16 protein-coding genes and 1 tRNA gene are annotated in these 16,814 nt (G+C 70.9%); 4 read left to right on the top strand and 13 right to left on the bottom strand.

Features of this window, described 5'->3' with window-relative positions:
- Positions 1 to 46 precede the first annotated feature (46 nt).
- From ACIBVL_RS13425 to ACIBVL_RS13435, 3 genes are all read right to left on the bottom strand, one after another.
- Positions 47 to 1,420, bottom strand: coding sequence for a PLP-dependent aminotransferase family protein (locus ACIBVL_RS13425; RefSeq protein ID WP_399096719.1), 1,374 nt, complete (start codon positions 1,418 to 1,420; stop codon positions 47 to 49).
- Positions 1,421 to 1,482: 62 nt separating this feature from the next.
- Positions 1,483 to 2,946, bottom strand: coding sequence for an aminopeptidase P family protein (locus ACIBVL_RS13430; protein ID WP_399096723.1), 1,464 nt, complete (start codon positions 2,944 to 2,946; stop codon positions 1,483 to 1,485).
- Positions 2,947 to 3,027: 81 nt separating this feature from the next.
- The gene (locus ACIBVL_RS13435; protein ID WP_399096726.1) at positions 3,028 to 4,545 is read right to left on the bottom strand and encodes a PP2C family protein-serine/threonine phosphatase; all 1,518 of its coding nucleotides are present in this window, start codon (positions 4,543 to 4,545) and stop codon (positions 3,028 to 3,030) included.
- Positions 4,546 to 5,058: 513 nt separating this feature from the next.
- On the opposite strand from ACIBVL_RS13435, the gene ACIBVL_RS13440 reads away from it, so the two are divergent.
- Both ACIBVL_RS13440 and ACIBVL_RS13445 read left to right on the top strand, forming a co-directional pair.
- Complete coding sequence (locus ACIBVL_RS13440) at positions 5,059 to 5,724, top strand: bifunctional DNA primase/polymerase (protein WP_399096729.1); 666 nt, start codon at positions 5,059 to 5,061, stop codon at positions 5,722 to 5,724.
- A gap of 56 nt (positions 5,725 to 5,780) precedes the next feature.
- Positions 5,781 to 6,368 (top strand): hypothetical protein, encoded by a 588-nt coding sequence (locus tag ACIBVL_RS13445; RefSeq protein ID WP_399096732.1) that lies wholly within the window; start codon positions 5,781 to 5,783, stop codon positions 6,366 to 6,368.
- A gap of 276 nt (positions 6,369 to 6,644) precedes the next feature.
- Here ACIBVL_RS13445 and ACIBVL_RS13450 read toward each other — a convergent pair whose 3' ends face one another.
- From ACIBVL_RS13450 to ACIBVL_RS13460, 3 genes are all read right to left on the bottom strand, one after another.
- Positions 6,645 to 7,610, bottom strand: a complete 966-nt coding sequence (locus tag ACIBVL_RS13450; protein ID WP_399096735.1) for a DUF5926 family protein — start codon at positions 7,608 to 7,610, stop codon at positions 6,645 to 6,647.
- 243 nt (positions 7,611 to 7,853) lie between these two features.
- A complete protein-coding gene (locus tag ACIBVL_RS13455; RefSeq protein ID WP_399096738.1) occupies positions 7,854 to 8,492 on the bottom strand; it encodes an ATP-binding protein in 639 nt (212 codons plus the stop codon).
- Between the two features lie 248 nt (positions 8,493 to 8,740).
- The gene (locus tag ACIBVL_RS13460; protein WP_399096741.1) at positions 8,741 to 9,577 is read right to left on the bottom strand and encodes a glycerophosphodiester phosphodiesterase; all 837 of its coding nucleotides are present in this window, start codon (positions 9,575 to 9,577) and stop codon (positions 8,741 to 8,743) included.
- Positions 9,578 to 9,834: 257 nt separating this feature from the next.
- Between ACIBVL_RS13460 and ACIBVL_RS13465 the strand changes: the two genes are divergently transcribed.
- On the top strand, positions 9,835 to 11,382 hold the full coding sequence (locus ACIBVL_RS13465; RefSeq protein ID WP_399096744.1) for a trypsin-like peptidase domain-containing protein: 1,548 nt from the start codon (positions 9,835 to 9,837) through the stop codon (positions 11,380 to 11,382).
- Between the two features lie 67 nt (positions 11,383 to 11,449).
- Positions 11,450 to 11,536, top strand: a tRNA-Ser gene (locus ACIBVL_RS13470).
- A 135-nt stretch (positions 11,537 to 11,671) separates the two neighbouring features.
- On the opposite strand, the gene ACIBVL_RS13475 is transcribed toward ACIBVL_RS13470, so the two are convergent.
- The 7 genes from ACIBVL_RS13475 to ACIBVL_RS13505 form a co-directional block, all read right to left on the bottom strand.
- The gene (locus ACIBVL_RS13475; RefSeq protein WP_399096747.1) at positions 11,672 to 13,048 is read right to left on the bottom strand and encodes a tyrosine-type recombinase/integrase; all 1,377 of its coding nucleotides are present in this window, start codon (positions 13,046 to 13,048) and stop codon (positions 11,672 to 11,674) included.
- A 63-nt stretch (positions 13,049 to 13,111) separates the two neighbouring features.
- Positions 13,112 to 13,297: a helix-turn-helix transcriptional regulator gene (locus ACIBVL_RS13480; protein ID WP_399096750.1), complete on the bottom strand. Its 186-nt coding sequence runs from the start codon at positions 13,295 to 13,297 to the stop codon at positions 13,112 to 13,114.
- 184 nt (positions 13,298 to 13,481) lie between these two features.
- Positions 13,482 to 14,630, bottom strand: a complete 1,149-nt coding sequence (locus tag ACIBVL_RS13485) for a DUF3631 domain-containing protein (RefSeq protein ID WP_399096753.1) — start codon at positions 14,628 to 14,630, stop codon at positions 13,482 to 13,484.
- On the bottom strand, positions 14,627 to 15,019 hold the full coding sequence (locus ACIBVL_RS13490) for a hypothetical protein (protein WP_399096755.1): 393 nt from the start codon (positions 15,017 to 15,019) through the stop codon (positions 14,627 to 14,629). Before ACIBVL_RS13490 ends, ACIBVL_RS13485 begins: the two co-directional genes overlap by 4 nt.
- Positions 15,016 to 15,921 (bottom strand): bifunctional DNA primase/polymerase, encoded by a 906-nt coding sequence (locus tag ACIBVL_RS13495; protein ID WP_399096758.1) that lies wholly within the window; start codon positions 15,919 to 15,921, stop codon positions 15,016 to 15,018. The genes ACIBVL_RS13490 and ACIBVL_RS13495 overlap by 4 nt, the downstream gene beginning before the upstream one ends.
- A gap of 86 nt (positions 15,922 to 16,007) precedes the next feature.
- Positions 16,008 to 16,190 (bottom strand): hypothetical protein, encoded by a 183-nt coding sequence (locus tag ACIBVL_RS13500; protein ID WP_399096761.1) that lies wholly within the window; start codon positions 16,188 to 16,190, stop codon positions 16,008 to 16,010.
- A 13-nt stretch (positions 16,191 to 16,203) separates the two neighbouring features.
- The gene (locus ACIBVL_RS13505; protein WP_399096763.1) at positions 16,204 to 16,668 is read right to left on the bottom strand and encodes a hypothetical protein; all 465 of its coding nucleotides are present in this window, start codon (positions 16,666 to 16,668) and stop codon (positions 16,204 to 16,206) included.
- Positions 16,669 to 16,814 lie beyond the last annotated feature (146 nt).

Raw genomic sequence — 16,814 nt, forward strand, 5'->3', positions numbered from 1 at the left:
GTGGATTGGTCGGCAGCACCAATCCGAGGCCGTCTGGGTGGTCCAATCAGCTCCCGTCCAGCACCTTCGCCAGCACCTCCAGGGCGTCCGGGTACACCCGCTCGCGGGGCGTCCCGTAGCCGATGACCAGCCCCTGCGCACGCTCACCGGCCGCGCCGGGGTCGTGCCAGTGCTCCCCGAGGCGCCCGACCGCCAGCCCTTCCGCCTCCGCGCGCGCCAGCACCCCCGTCTCGTCGCCGACCTCGACCAGCGCGTGCAGCCCGGCCGCGATCCCGCGCACGCCCCGGCGCGTGCCGAGCCGGTCGAGGAGCAGGTCGCGGCGACGCCGGTAACGGAGGCGGCACGCGCGTACGTGACGGTCGTAGGCGTGGCTGTCGATCAGTTCGGTGAGGGCCAGCTGTCCGATGGACTCGGTCTGGTGGTCGCTGTGCAGCTTGGCGTCGGCGACCGCGTCCACCAGGTGCGGCGGCAGCACCATCCAGCCGAGCCGCAGCGCGGGCCCGAGCGTCTTGGAGGCGGTGCCCAGGTAGACGACCTGCCCGGGTGCCATGCCCTGGAGCGCGCCGACGGGCTGCCGGTCGTAGCGGAACTCCCCGTCGTAGTCGTCCTCCACGATCAGCCCCTCACGCGCGCGTGCCCAGTCCGTCAGCGCCCGCCGCCGCTCGGGGTGCAGGGTCACTCCGGTCGGATACTGGTGCGCCGGCGTGACCACCACCGCCCGAGCGCCCCCGAGCTCCCCGACGCGCACCCCCTGCTCGTCCACGCCCACGGGCACGACGCTCCCGCCGTTGCGCCGCACGACCTCCCGGTGGAACGGCAGCCCCGGGTCCTCCATCGCGACCTCGGCGCCGTCCAGCACGCGGGTGAGCAGCACGAGCCCCTGCACGTATCCAGAGGTGATCATGATCCGCTCCGGCGGCGCGACCACTCCCCGCGCCCGCCCCAGATACCCCGACAACGCCGTCCGCAGCTCGATACGGCCGCGCGGATCGCCGTAGTCGTACGCCAGTGAGGGCGCGGTCGCGATGGCGCGGCGCAGCGCCCGCAGCCAGGCCGCCGCGGGGAACGCGCCGACGTCCGGGCTGCCGGGCCGCAGGTCGAAACGCGGCTCACGCGCGCGTGCCGCGGCCTCCGGCGGCGCGCTGCCGGCGGAGGGCAGCGAGGCGACCCGGGTACCGGACCCCTGGCGGGCGGTGAGGTAGCCCTCGGCGACGAGCTGGTCGTACGCCGCCTTGACCGTGTTCCGCGAGATCCCGGTCTCGACCGCGAGACGCCGGGTGGCGGGCAGCCGCGTGCCGGGCGCCAGCCGCCCTTCCCGCACCGCGCCCCTGAGCGCCCGCTCGAGCCCGACCCGCCGCCCTTCACCGGTGTCGGGTTCGAGATGCAGGTCGACACCGAACCCGGCCCAGAAATCGTTCACGAAGTCCCCCTGAACATGTGAATGGCCGGGCACCTACCAGTACCCGGCCATCAACCGCGATCTCAGCCCTTGAGCGAAGCCATCCACGCCTCGACCTCGTCGGAACGGCGCGGCAGCCCGTCCGACAGATTCCTGTTGCCGTCCGCCGTCACCAGGATGTCGTCCTCGATCCGGACGCCGATGCCCCGGTACTCCTCCGGCACGGTCAGGTCGTCGGCCTGGAAGTACAGCCCCGGCTCGACCGTGAGCACCATGCCGGGCTCCAGCGTGCCGTCGACGTACGACTCCACGCGCGCGGCGGCGCAGTCGTGGACGTCCATGCCGAGCATGTGACCGGTGCCGTGCAGCGTCCAGCGGCGCTGCAGACCCAGCTCCAGCACCCGCTCCACCGGCCCCTCGACCAGACCCCACTCGACGAGCTTCTCGGCGAGCACGCGCTGGGCGGCGTCGTGGAAGTCGCGGTACTTGCCGCCCGGCTTGACCGCCGCGATCCCGGCCTCCTGGGCCTCGTACACCGCGTCGTAGATCTTCTTCTGGATCTCCGAGAAGCGGCCGCTGATCGGCAGCGTGCGCGTGACGTCCGCGGTGTAGTACGTGTGCGTCTCGACGCCCGCGTCCAGCAGGAGCAGGTCGCCGGAGCGGACCGGGCCGTCGTTGCGCACCCAGTGCAGGGTGCAGGCGTGCGGGCCGGCGGCGGCGATGGTGCCGTAGCCGACGTCGTTGCCCTCCACCCGTGCGCGGAGGAAGAACGTGCCCTCGATGTAACGCTCGGAGGTGGCCTCCGCCTTGTCGAGGACCTTGACCACGTCCTCGAAGCCGCGCACGGTCGAGTCGACGGCCTTCTGCAGCTCCCCGATCTCGAACTCGTCCTTGACCAGCCGGGCCTCGGAGAGGAAGACGCGCAGCTCGGCGTCGCGCTCGGCGGTGACCTTGTCGGTCAGGGCCGCCTCGATACCGGCGTCGTACCCGCGCACGACGCGCACCGGGCCGGCGGCCTCGCGCAGCTTGTCCGCCAGCTCGCGCACATCGGCGGCGGGGACGCCGTACAGCTTCTCCGCCTCGGTGAGGGAGTGGCGGCGGCCGACCCACAGCTCGCCCTGGCCGGAGAGCCAGAACTCGCCGTTCTCGCGGTCGGAGCGCGGGAGGAGGTAGATCGTCGCCTGATGGCCCTCGCCCCTGGGCTCCAGGACGAGGACGCCGTCCTCGGTCTGGTTGCCGGTGAGGTACGCGTACTCGACCGACGCCCGGAAGGGGTAGTCGGTGTCGTTCGAGCGGGTCTTCAGATTGCCCGCGGGGATCACCAGACGCTCGCCCGGGAAGCGCGCGGAGAGCGCGGCACGGCGGGCGGCGGTCTCGGCGGCCTGGGCGATCGGCTCCAGGTCACGCAGCTCCGTGTCGGCCCAGCCGGACTTCATGTTCTCGGCCAGCTCGTCGGACACGCCCGGGTACAGGCCGTTCTTGCGCTGCTTGATCGGCTCTTCTGCGCTCTCTTCCGGGGTCTCCGGGAGCTCGTCGGCCACGGTCATCCTCCTCGATACGGAACTGGACCCCCTCCATCGTACGGTCGTACGTAAGGGGGCCCAGGGGAGAAGTCCTGTCGTCGTGGGTCACTCGAACCGCGCCGCCAGCAGTGCCACGTCCTCCTCGCTGTCCTGCTCGGCCAGCCCGTCCGGCAGGACCGTGCGCAGCACGTGGTCGGCGATCGCGCCGGGATCCTGGCGCAGCGGCCGCGGCACCCCGGCGGCGGCCGCGTGCAGGCGGGCGAAGGCGCGGTCGACGGGGTCGCCGGTGCGGTGCAGCAGGCCGTCGGTGTAGAGCAGAACCGTCTCGCCGGGCTCGGGCTCCAGCTCCACGCTCGGGGCCTCCCAGCAGGCCAGCATGCCCAGCGGCGCGGAGACGGAGGTCTCCACGAACTCGGTGCGCCGCTCGCCCAGCAGCAGCGGCGGGCAGTGTCCGGCACCGGCCAGTGTGATCTTGCGCAGGGCGGGCTCGCAGTAGGCGAACAGGGCGGTCGCGGAGCGGGCGGGCTCGGTCAGCCGCAGCAGCAGCTCCAGGTCGGACAGGACGGCGACCGGGTCCTCGCCCTCCATCACGGCGTACGCCCGCAGGCTGGCGCGCAGTCGTCCCATCGCGGCGATCGCGCTCGGCCCGGACCCGGTGACCGACCCGACCGCGAGACCGAGGGCCGCGTCCGGCAGCGGCAGGGCGTCGTACCAGTCGCCGCCCCCGCGCGGGCCGGTACGGTGCCGGGCGGCCAGCTGGACGCCGGCCACCCTCGGCAGCCGGGACGGCAGCAGTTCCTCGGCCATCGTCGTCATGGACGCGCGGGTGCGCTCGACCTCCAGCAGCCGGGTCAGATGCTCGGCGGCGGTGCGGACGTACAGGCCGACCAGGTGCCGCCGGCGTTCACCCGGCTCGGCGGGTTCGTCGTACAGCCAGACGGCCGCGCCCAGGCGGCCCTCGGCGCCTTCGGCGACCAGGGGCAGCGCGTAGCTGGCGGCATAGCCGAGACGGGCGGCGACCTCGCGGTGGCGGGGGTCCATGCCGTCCCCGGCGAACAGGTCGGGCTCGGCGATCTCGCCCTCGCCGCCGGGCAGCCCGTCCAGGATGCGACCGTAGGAGATGGCGCTGCGCGGCACGGTCTCGATGTGGCCGAGATCCGCGCGTCCGAGGCCGAGGCCGATCGTGCTGTCCGGGCCGAGACCGTCGGCCGGTTCCAGCACCACGAGACCGCGCCGGGCGCCCACCAGGGTGGCTCCGGCGCGCAGCAGTTCGGTCAGGGCGTCGGACAGGGTGCCCGTGCGGGCCAGGCGTTCGGTCAGTTCGTGCAGGGTCGTGAGGTCCGAGACCCAGCCGGCGAGCCGGTCGGTCAGCAGGGCTCCCGGGCCTGAGGTGGCCGCGGCGACCGACGGGGTGCCCGGGGAGACGGGCGCGGGCGCGACAGTGTGTGCGGGCGAGGGAACTGATGAATCGATTCCAGCCACTTTCGGAGCGTGAGGGGCGTTCATGGCATCCGGCTCTCGGACCGGAGCGTATTGCTCAAAAGCATCGCAAACCCCCATGTCAATCTGCGCCGCTAGCAGTGTCTCCACATGTACACGCACTCGTGAGGGGATGTCCAGCATTGTCCTGCTGGGATTAGTGGTGTCCGTGGGGCCTTTGGGGGGAATCGGGCGCGGTTCTTCCGACCCCCTTGTGCAATAACAAAAATGGCTTAAAACTAACTCGGGTTACGGTTGTTTGCGGTCGACTGGGCTTGCTCCACGGAGCGTCACAGCGGTCGTGATGGGTACGTACTCGGTAAGGACCAGAGGTCGTCGGGAGCCACCCGGAACCTGGTGACCGACCCGGGCGTCATAGCCACCGACGACCGTGCCCCATCCTCCCGTGGCGGAGGCGGAGAGAAATACGGCGGGCGGCAAAACGCCAGACTTCGCCACCCCACGCCACGCCCAGCCTTTTGATGGACGCAAGTCGGCGGAGTGGCCGCGGAAGCGACCAGTACTCGGCCCCAGGGGTTCCCCTTGTCACGGACAGGGGTGTGATGCGCCAACAGGTACGCACAGTGAAGTGATCGACACATTATGTGATGTGGCCCACGGTGTTGCCAGCGGTGCAACGGAAAGGAACGAGCGCTCATGCGCGAGATCCTCGGAAAGCGACGCAGGCTTCTGTCCCAGTCCAGCGACAAGGGGCCTGAGTTGATCGACTCGGCCCTGACCTTCGCGACGGAATGGCAGTGGCCCGTCCTCCCGGGAGCGACGGCCGATCAGCGGAGCACCTCCCGCTGCGGCTGCCCCGACCCGGAGTGCGCGATGCCCGGCGCTCATCCCTTCGACCCCGGCCTCCTCGCGGCCACCACCGACGCCCGCATGGTGCGCTGGTGGTGGGCCAACCGGCCGGCCTCGCCGATCATCCTGGCCACCGGGGGCCAGGCGCCCTGCGCGGTCAGCCTCCCCGCCCTCGCGGCCTCCCGCGCGCTCGTGGCGCTGGACCGCCAGGGCATGCGGCTCGGCCCGGTGGTCGCCTCGCCCACCCGCTGGGCGATCCTCGTACGGCCGTACTCCATGGAGCAGTTGGGCGAACTGCTGTACGCCAAGGACTTCGTCCCCGGCTCCCTGCGCTTCCACGGCGAGGGCGGCTACCTCGCCCTGCCCCCCTCCGAGACCGGCCGCGGCGACATCCGGTGGGAACGCGCCCCGCTGCCGGGCTCGGCCTCCCCCTGGGTGCCCGACGTCGAGGCCGTGGTGGACGCCGCCGTCGAGGCCCTCACTCGTACGGGTGTGAGCGCGCCCGAGTTGTAAGGGTGTCGGGCGCGCGCCGGCTGGGACACCGGCGTTCGCCCCTTATCTTCCGTTGCATGAACCTTCGTCTCCTCGCCCTGGGCGGAGCCGTGGCCGGCGCGGTCGCCCTGCCCCTGGCCATGGCGTCCGCAGGGCCCGTCGGAGACGAAGGGCGCTCTGTCGTGGACTCTCTGATGCCGGCCGACGGCCACGGCAATGGCGACGGCCACGGCAATGGCGACGGTACGGACCCCAAGGCGCCCCACGCCGTCCCCTCCGCCTCCCCGCAGCTGCTCGGCCTCGGCCTCGCCACCGCCGCCCGCTGCGGTCCCGGGCTCACCTCCCCCGAAGGCGCCGAGGCGCAGACCTGTGTGCTGACCCAGGGCGAGGACACCTGGGCGCGCACCTACTACCGCAACGCCACCGGACGCGCCCTGGGCGCCGTCCTGAGCCTCATGGGGCCGGGGGAGCGCACGGTGCAGATGCGCTGCGCCGTGGGCGCCGAGGACGAGCCGGGAACCTGTGAGACGCCCCGTGAGCGGACCCGGGGGGGACTGGGCGCGTACACCGCGATCGCCGAGTTCTCGACCTTCACCGGGGCGCCCGGTGCGGGACCGCTGCTGCTGCGCTCCGGGAGCAACTCCGCTACCAACGGCGGCAGTTGACATACGGCCCTGGTCCGCCGGGTTGCCCGGGCATGAGAAGACCCGGTTGCTGGCGACGGGGGATGCACCAGCAACCGGGCAATTGGAACGGTAACAAGAGATCGGCTCCAAGCAAATTCGATCTCGTGTTTTCATCGGGCTTTCGGACATCCGCTGATCGGCGGTTTCTGGCGCCGACTCACCTTGTGCGGACGGGAGTTGTGAGCGGAGTCACGCAATCCGCCGGGCCGGATCGGCCGGCCGGTCGGTCAGCCGATCCTGTTCCGCGCCCGTGTCTCAGCTGAGCGTCACCTGGCGGTTGGTGAGCCCGCCGCGGGCGCGACGCTCGTCGGCGGTGAGCGGGGCGTCCGAGGCCAGAGCGGTCGCAAGACGCTCCGCGAACTCGGCGGCCGGCTTCTCCACGTCGTCCGCCGAGACCCCGCTCGGCAGGTCCCAGACCGGCACCGTCAGGCCGTGCGCCCGGAACGAGCCCACCAGACGCGTGCCCTCCCCGAGGCTGGAACCGCCCGCCGCGTGCAGCCGCGCGAGAGCGTCCAGAAGCCGCTCCTCCGGGTGCGGCATGACCCAGCGCAGATGGTTCTTGTCCGGTGTCTCGCACCAGTAGGCGGCGTCCACACCGGTCAGCTTCACGGTCGGGATCGCCGCCGCGTTGGCCCGCTCCAGGGAGGCGGACACCTCCGGCGTGGCGTTCTCCGGGTCCGGCACCCAGAACTCGAAACCGTCGTGCACAACTGGCTCGAACACGCCTTCGGGGTCGAGCAGATCCTGCATTCGCGGACCGTCCGCCGGGGCACGGCGGGCCTGCACCGGAGTACCCGGCTTGGCCTCCAGGGCCCGCTGCAGGGTGTCCGCCAGGTCCCGGCTGATGTCGCCGGACGGCGTGTCGTTCTGCAGGCCGAGCAGCACCGAACCGTCGTCGCGGCGCAGGGCGGGCCAGGCCATCGGCAGGACCGTGGCGAGCGTGACCGACGGGACGCCCTCGGGCAGACCGTCCTTCAGCGTCAGCTCGACCGTGGCGGCCGGCACCAGCTCGCGCAGCGCCACCCAGTCGCACTCGCCCGGCAGGCCGTCGAAGGGGCGCTGCACCAACTCGGTCACGGCATGCGCGGCGGCCCGGCCGTGGCAGGCCTTGTAGCGGCGGCCGCTGCCGCAGGGGCAGGGCTCCCTGGCGCCGACGACCGGGATCTCCCCTTCGGTGAGCTGCGGCCGGCCGGCCTTCGTCTGGGGTCGCTTCTTGGCCATCTGGGTGTCTCCCGGGTACGGCTCGTCTGGTACGGGCGGGAGCCTAGCCGTTCGTACGCGCGACCACGGGAACCTGTGGACAACGGGTGTCCTTGTGGAGCGCCGGGCACCCCGGTCGGGTGAGGGGGCGCCGGCGATGAGTGGGGTTCCGACGTGAGGGGGCTGCGTCGCGCGAGGCGTTCGGTCGGACAGCGTCCCCCGGGTTGAGACCGCCCAAGTCCCCCTCGCCTTCGAACCGGTGGGTCAGTCCATGTCGTCGAACGCGTCCGCGAAGCTCAGTCCCGGCATCGAGGACACCGATGGGGCCGCGACCCGGGAGGCGAAGTCGTCGCGACGGCGGCCGGCGTCGGGGTCGTACACGTCCGCGTGGACGAGCACCCACACCGTCACCTCGCCGCAGGCGTCGTCCCGGACGCCCCAGTCGTCGGCGAGGGCGCTGATGATGTTCAGCCCGCGGCCGCCGTGCGCGGTGACGGAGGGGGTGGCCGGTGCCGGGCGGGTCGGACCGCCGCCGTCGGTCACCTCGACGACCAGCCGGCCGCCCGGCTCGACGCGCCACGCGGCCCGGACGTCACCGTCTCCGGCCAAGGCGTCGCCCAAGGGCCTGCCGTGCTTGCACGCATTGCTCAAAAGTTCGGAAAGGATCAGTACGGCATCGTCGACGACCGCTTCCGACACCCCGCCTCTGCGCAACTGATCGCGCATGCGGTGTCTCGCCTCCCCCACGCCCGCAGGGCCATGGGGTACGGCCATGCTCGACGACGTGGGCACCTCCTGTGCCACCACCAACGCCACCCCCGAGACCTCCTTCGCCCCACGCCACGGTGTGGATGCCCCATTGGCCTGTACCGGAAACCGGCCAATCCATGGACCCAGACGCATTCGCCACGATCGAACGCGGAGCGAACGCGCCGGAGCACTCCCTGTAAGCGCATGGCTGAAATTCGACGGAGTGGCCGATTTGGAGGATGCGGGAGGGTTGGCGTGGGGTCAAGGGGACGTGAGGTATGTGTGAGGTGTGAGGGGCCTGTGGGGTGATCCGCGGCACGTCCGTCCGTGCGGCTTTGTGGTCGCCGTTTGCTCTGTGGTCGCCGTTTTTCCGCTCCTGCCCGCTTTTCTGTGCCTGCCGTCTACCGCCCCAGTCGGTCCAGCACCGCGCGCGGGCGATTGGTGATGATCGCGTCGACGCCCAGCCGGGCGCAGAGGTCGACGTCCTCCGGTTCGTTCACCGTCCACACGTGCACGCGATGGCCGTTGCGCTTCAGGCGCTCCACATAGGTCGGGTGGTTGCGCAGGATCCTGATCGACGGCCCCGCGATCCCGACCCCGACGGGCAGCCGCCCGTCGCGCAGCCGGGGCGAGCCGAACTGCATCAGATAGACCGTCGGCAGCGTCGGCGCCGCCACGTGCACGCGATGCAGCGAACGCGCCGAGAAGCTCATGATCCGCACCGGCGACTCGGCCGCCGAGGCCGGCGAGTCCAGACCGAACCGCTTCAGGAGCGTCAGCAGCCGCTCCTCCACCTGCCCCGCCCAACGCGTCGGATGCTTGGTCTCGATGGCCAGTTCCACCCGGCGCCCCGCGTCGGAGACCAGCTCCAGCAGCCGCTCCAGAGTCAGTACGGACGTCTCCTCGCGGTCCTCCGGCCGGACCTCCCAGTCGGGGTCCTCCACGCGCGCCTGCCAGGCCTCGCGCGCCTCCCGCGTCTTCCAGGAGCCGAAGTCCAGCGCCGCGAGATCGGCGAGCTCCAGGGCGGAGACGGCACCGCGCCCGTTGGACGTACGGTTGACACGTCTGTCGTGCACGCAGACGAGATGCCCGTCCGCAGTCAGCCGTACATCGCACTCGAGGGCGTCCGCACCGTCCTCGATCGCTTTCTTGTACGCGGCCAGGGTGTGCTCGGGGGCCTCCTCGGAGGCCCCGCGGTGAGCGACGACTTGAATGTGGTGCTGCCGTGCGTGGGTCACCGCGTCATGGTGCCACCGCTGCCATCTGAGAACAGTCTGAGATGTTCCGCGGATGCGCACGTACTGCACCAAAAGTCCCTTATAAAGGATGGCCATGAACCCACAGGCACCGCTTATGGTGCTCTGACGGCCCGTGGGAAAAGCTGAGCAGTACAAAAGCACACGCACAGCTACCGCCGCGCGGGGTCGACGACAAGCGTGAACAGGCGTGACCTAGTGCGACCGACGACAACAGCCGTGGATCGAGGAGAGAAGCTGTGAACACCGAGAACGAGGGCACCAACGAGGGCACCCCGGTTCCCCCGGCGCCGTCCGCACCCCCCGTGCCGGTGGAGTCTCCCTCGGCCACCGCCCCCGAGGCACCCGCCCACGAGGCACCCGCGCCCGACGCCGGCGCGCACACCACCCCTCTGCCGCAGACCCCGCCCGCGTCCCCGGCCGCTCCGGTCGGCGACTGGCCGCCGCCCACCGCCCCGCACGGGGCCCCGGCCGCGGCGGAGGGCGACTGGCCCGCCCCGACCGCTCCTCAGGCCGGAGGCCCGGCCGCCGCCGCACCCGACGGCTGGCAGAACCCGCCGACCACCCCCCTCTACGCCGACGGGGGCGCCGCCGCGGGCACGCACGCGTACGGCGACGCGGGAGCCGCCGGGGGGACCGGCTGGGGCGCCTCGTACCAGCAGCCCGCTCCCAAGCAGGGCCGCGGCCGCGGCGGGCTCGTCGCGGCGGTCATCGTCGCCGCGCTGGTCGCGGGCGGCCTGGGCGGCGGCCTCGGCTACACCCTCGCGAAGAACGACGACAACAACGGCTCGACCACCGTCTCCGCCTCCGTCGGCGGAGGCGACGTCAAGCGGGCCGCCGGCACCGTCGCGGCGGTCGCCCGCGGGGCCCTGCCCAGCACGGTCACCATCCAGGCCGAGTCCAGCAGCGGCGAGGGCGGCACCGGCACCGGCTTCGTCTTCGACACCCAGGGCCACATCGTCACCAACAACCACGTCGTCGCGGACGCGGTCGACGGCGGCAAGCTGACGGCCACCTTCCCCGACGGCAAGAAGTACGACGCCGAGGTCGTCGGCCACGCCCAGGGCTACGACGTGGCCGTCATCAAGCTCAAGAGCGCCCCCTCGGACCTCAAGCCGCTCACCCTGGGCGACTCGGACAAGGTGGCGGTGGGCGACTCGACGATCGCGATCGGCGCCCCCTTCGGCCTCTCCAACACGGTCACGACGGGCATCATCAGCGCGAAGAACCGCCCGGTGGCCTCCTCGGACGGCAGCGGCAGCTCCTCCTCCTACATGAGCGCCCTGCAGACCGACGCGTCGATCAACCCCGGCAACTCCGGCGGACCGCTCCTCGACGCCCAGGGCAATGTGATCGGCATCAACTCCGCGATCCAGTCCACCGGCAGCGGCGGCCTGGGCGGCACCTCCCAGTCCGGCTCGATCGGCCTCGGCTTCGCCATCCCGATCAACCAGGCCAAGTACGTCGCCCAGCAGCTGATCAAGACCGGCAAGCCGGTGTACGCCAAGATCGGCGCGTCCGTCTCCCTGGAGGACTCCACGAACGGCGCGAAGATCACCGAACAGGGCTCCTCCGCGGTCGAGTCGGGCGGCCCCGCCGACAAGGCCGGCCTCAAGCCCGGAGACGTCATCACCAAGCTCGACGACTCGGTGATCGACTCCGGCCCCACCCTGATCGGCGAGATCTGGACCCACCAGCCCGGCGACAAGGTCACGATCACCTACGAGCGCGACGGCAAGACCCACACCGTCGAACTCACCCTGGGCTCCCGCACGGGCGACAACTGACCCCCACACGCCCGCGCCCACCCGTTACTCTTGTCCCCGCGCCGCCGATCATCGACCGACGGCGCGGGGAGACGTGCCCGAGCGGCCTAAGGGAACGGTCTTGAAAACCGTCGTGGCAGCGATGTCACCGTGGGTTCAAATCCCACCGTCTCCGCGCAGGTAAGAAGCGTTGCAGGTCAGAAGGGGTGCCACTCTCCGGAGCGGCACCCCTTCTGCGTGACCTTGTCTCACCCTGATTCGGCGGTATCCCACCTCTGACCAGCGCGTGCGGCCAACCTGCGGCCAGGATTTACGGCCCTTCGGACCCGCTCTCCTGCTCCGCCAACCCCTGCTCGATCAGGGCGTTCATCCTCGCTTCCTCGCCGTCCAGAACCTTGGCGTAGTAGCGCTGGAGTACGGCAACGCTCTGCCCGGCACGGCGGGCAGTTTCGGCGAGGCTCACCCCGGAGCGGAGCCAGAACGACACACAGGCGTGCCGCAGGTCGTACGGGATGGCGGCCAGTGGAGAGGCTACCTGCGCAGCGGTGAGCGCCTTCCTTCGAGCCTCTTTCCACACCGCGCCGTACTCCTGCGACCGGACCGGCCCGCCCCGTACGGCGCTGAACAGCCGTCCCTCGGTCGTGGTCCCGAACTCTTCGAGGTGAGCGCGCAGGATGGCGACCAGTACCGGGGGGATGGGCACCGGTCGGACCGCGCGGCGGGCCCGGTGCTTGAGCTGCCTTTCCTCGTACGGCTTGCCGTCGTCCGTCCAGGCCGATCCGACCTGCGGCCGGGCGCCGGCAAGCATGAGCCGCCCCCAGCCTTCCTCGGGAAGGTCGCACTGTTCGGCGCTCAGCATGGACACCTCCTCAGGGCGCATAGCCGCGTAGTACATGCACGCGAAGAACGCGACCAGGTGGGCGCCGCGCGGGCCCTGAGCGCGGACCGCGTCCAGCAGTGCCCGCGCTTGCGCCGGTGTGGCGACGCTGCGCACATCCAGCTCTTCTACCGCCTTGGGGGTCTCCCAGTGCACGCGGTGCAGGGGGTTGCCAGGCAGCAGCTCGTGTTCCACGGCGAGGCGCAGGCAGTTGCTCAGCACCGCGCGGCGGCGCCGGAACGTGTTGGCGGCGGCCGGCTTGCCGTCCTGCCGCTTGGCCAAGTGCTCCAGCACGATGCGTACGCGCTTCGCACTGTCCAGGTCGACCACGGCCGGCGCGTTGCGCTCCGCCCATGCCAAGGCCTTGGCTTCCGCTTCCGGCGGTTCCTGGTCGTGGCGCCCTGCGTTGAATCCCCACTGGTAGAGCGCACGGCGCAAGACGTCGTCCGCCGGGCGTCCCTTCCCCGTCGGGCACAGAGCCATCGTGGCAATGGTCAGGCTCTCCGCGATGCTTGCACGGTGCTTCGCCGCCGCAGTCGGCCACTTCCGCGCCGCGTGTGAGCGGGCGTGGGCGTACCAGCTCGTACGGTTCCGCTCGCGCACCTCCGACACCGGAAGTCCGGTCTCGGTGTCGAATGGCTCGCCCTTGCGGGCTGCGGTCAGCAGCTCCGCGCGGCGGGCGTCGGCGAGCGTCTTGGTCGTGAACTTCTCCTGATACTCCGTTCCGTCGACCTGCCATCGGAGTTGGAACGGAGCAGCCTTACTCGGCCGCCTCCGGACGCTCCAAATGCGCACGTTGTAGCTGTGCATTGTGCTCCTTCACGGGGAAGGGGACCCCGCCATACGGCGGGGTCCCCTTCGGTCGGTCAATGGTCAGGCTGCGATCTCGTGCTCGGCCCACCATGCGTCCAAGTCGCTGCGGCGGCACCGGAGCTGTCCGTTGGACAGCTTGATGAGCTTCGGGGCCTTGCCACGGGCGCGCATGCGGTAGAACGCGGCGCGGCTCATCTTGATCTCTTTGAGGACTTCGGCGAGCTTGAGCTTCTCGGTGCCAGCCAAGGCAATGACTCCTTCTTGGGGAGAGGCGTCCAGGGGCCTTCTGGGAAGTCCGCTACTTCCGCTACCGCCGCTACCTCGCAGGTCAGAGCCCTGTGGGAGGTAGCGGGAAGGGGTAGCGGTAGCGGATGGGTAGCGGCGCGGTAGCGGCAACCCAGGCCAGTAGCCGCTACCGCGTTAGTGCTGGTCAGGCCAGGTTTTCCGTGCCGGGTAGCGGAGGTAGCGGACTTTCCGGGGGTGGGGGGCAGTAGCGGGCCCACGCGTCCCGGAGATCTGCGGCGTAGTAGCCCTTGAGGACGCTCCCGGCGGTCTTGATGTTGCGGGAGGCGATGGGCTCGTTCTCGCCCGTCATGTACTCGGCGAGCATCCGTGACAGCCGCCGGTTGTCGAGCGGCTTACCGTGCAGGTCGGCCCATGGGGCGTCATCCAGGGCGTTGAGCCGGTCCAGGATCGCGATGGTGGGAAGGCGGTCGATGCCGACCATGACGTGGTCACGCAGGTCGGTCAGCAGCCGGATCCCCAGACTGCCCTTGTCGTTGGCCTTGGAGGCGGTCACCAGTGTCACGCACGCGGCGCGGGCCCTCTCGGGCCAGTCGTCGCCAGCCGCGTCAGCGATGGCGAGCAGGGGTTCCCACACGTCCGCCGGCCGGTCGGTGACCCCGTCAGGCATGTCAGGCCAGGCACCCATGACGAACCCCCGGGCCTGCTCCGCCCACTGGGCCAGCCGGTCACGCAGCCTGTGTCCCTCGGCCTCATGGACACGGGCCCGGAAGGGTTCGATGTGCTCGTTGCGGGCCCGGCGGCGCATGCGGATGACCACAGACCGGGTCATGATCGTGTCGGGCAGGTTGCCGAGTCCCGCAACCGCGACCCCGGCGTACGACGGGAACGCCTGAACGGTCTGGTTGCCGCCGTCGCCGATGCACCGGTAGGTGACCCCGGTCCGGCGGTGCCCGGCGTTCAGGAAGCCACGCAGTTCCTCGTTGTCCCCCGCCTTCGGGCCGAAGATCGTGTCAATCTCGTCGAACAGGATCGTCGGCCGGCCGTTGGGGTTGGACACCGACCGGAACAGGGCGGCAGCGGAGGCATTGACGGCGGTCATGGGCTGCGGCACGAGGGTTTCCACGATCTCCAGCGCCCGCGACTTCCCCGACCCCGGTTCCGGGGACAGGAACGCCAGACGGGGGGTGGAGTCGAAGCAGTCGAGCAGGTGGGCGTGGGCGTCCCACAGCGCCACGGCGACGTAGGCCGCTTCGGTGGGGAAGACGTTGAAGCGGCGGTGGAAGGCTTCCACCTCGTGGAGCAGGGCGGCGCCGTCGATGGTGGGCTCGGTCATGCGGCGGTCCTCCGTTCGAGGAGCGTGGCGGGGGTGCCGGTGCAGAAGTGCTTGTGTGCGGCGTAGTCGGTGACCAGGTTGGCCACGGCTTGTTGGCCGGTGGCGGTTGCGGTGTGGCCGCAGGGGCAGGCGTAGGCGGCGGTGGGGGTGTCGCCGTAGCGCTTGGACCAGCGGGCGCCGTCGTTGGGGTGGCGGTAGACCGGCGGGGCATAGATCCGGATCCCGGGTCGGTCGGGTGTCGGGTCAGTGCCAACAGCAGCTAGGACGCCCTTGCGGGCGGCGACCTTCGGCGCGCCCACGGCCGGTGTGTCCACAGACTGTGGAGCGGCGTTCGGACCGGTCGGGTTGGGGGTGATGCTCTTCAGGGAGGGGAGGGGAGGCGTGCTCATGCAGCCCTCCCGCTGCGCTGGTTGTGGGTGATGGACCAGTTGAGGGCGCTGCGGAGGGTGGAGCGGCACTCGGACACGGTGAGGCCGGCCGCCTCTCCCGCCTCCTGAAGAGCCTGCTCGACCACGTGCCGGGGGAGGTCGCCCCACGCGACGAACCGGCCCAGGGCGCGCGCCGCACGGAACAACGTCCCTTCCCGCGCCCCGACTTGAGCCGTAGTGACGTTCCGCGTCTCGTTGGCGAGTGCTACATCCGCATATCGACGGGATTGCCCCGTAACGGCCTCTGAGGGGGTCTGAGACGGCTTGGGGGTCGGTCGCAGGATGCTTTGGAGCCAGACGGGTAGAGGGGCCGTCTCAGGGCCGCAGAGAGCTTCGTAGGCTCCGGTGGGGGTGTGGGATCCGGCGGCGACGACGTAGCCGCCCCATGCGCGGGTGTCGACCAACGGGGCGATGGTTCCTGCCGTGTTGGTCAGACGGAGGCCGGTCGGGGCGGTGAAGTACAGGTGTTCGCCGCCGCTCGCGGTCCGGGTGCGGTAGGTGGCGGGGACGGCGTGGCCGGCGCGCTCGCAGAGCGCTCGAAAGATTGCCGCGCCGTCAGGCGCGTCCGAACTGCCCTTGTCCTTGGGCACGTCCAGGTCGACGACCAGCAGCCGGGAGGGCCCGGTGGCGATGCCGACATTGAACGGTCCGCGCGTCCAGGTGCCGCAGATGCGGTCGGGGTCGGTCGTGGCGCGTTGCTCCCACTTCAGATGACCGCTCGCGCAGGGGCCCGTGCCGGGGCAGGACGCTTCCCCGTGCAGGGCGGGGCGCTTGGTGCCGGGGCGCAGGGGGAAGACGTGCCAGCCACGTTCGGCGGCGTCCAGCGCTGCGCGTAGCAGCATGGAACGGGCGTCATGGGTCATGCTGGATGTCTCCAGTCCTGTTGAGGGTGCTGGGTGACAAGGGCGACCCCGGTTCTTGGCGGAATGGGGGGTCGCCCTTGGCGTAGCTACAGGTCGTTGCCGAAGCGGTCGGTGAGCATCGCGCGGAGGGTGTCGAGCTGCTCAGCGAACTTGGCTCGTTCGGCGGGGAACATGTCGAGCACGATGCGGCGGGCCTCCGTGTCGTCCTCGCAGAGCACGGCGTACAGAGCGGCGGTCTCAGTGAACGTGCTGACTGAAGGCGTGGGCATGTCGGCTCCTTTGTCAGCCGTGGAAGTGGTTGCGCTTGAAGATGGCTTTGTGGATGTTGACCGTCGTCCCCGCGCCATGGCGGTTCGCGCTGAAGACCTGTACGGCGATCCATCCGCCGAAGATGACGGCGGCAAGGGTGATGAGCTGGGTGATGAGCGCGGTCAGTGCGGTGATGAACGTGGTGAGCAGCAGCAGTCCGCCGCAGACGGCGAGGAATCCGACGCCTCCGAGGGCGACGTTCACCGCCGCACGCGAGACGGCCGGCTTGGTGACGATGGGTTCGGGCTGCGCGGTGGGGATGGCGTAGCCGGTGACGACACGGCCGTCCGGGAGGACAACGCTCGCAACCGTCGGCACGGCATGCGGCTGGACGGGAATGAGCGACGCCGGGTACGGCACGGCGGGGGTGATGGGGGTGGGCTGGTGGACTTCCGGGGCCCGTAAGGCGGGCGCGTGGTCGGTGTGTTCGGGGTACATGCGGAATCCCTTCCGGTGACGGTTCAGGGAGGCGGAACCACCCCCTGAGGGGTGGCGGGTGGAGGGGGTTTTGGGGGTGCTGACCTGCGGGCCTCCCTGACTCCCTGACTGATCATTCGCGCAGGTCAGGGCCAGGGAGGCGGGTC

The sequence above is a fragment of the Streptomyces sp. NPDC049687 genome (assembly GCF_044465285.1).
GTDB lineage: Bacteria > Actinomycetota > Actinomycetes > Streptomycetales > Streptomycetaceae > Streptomyces.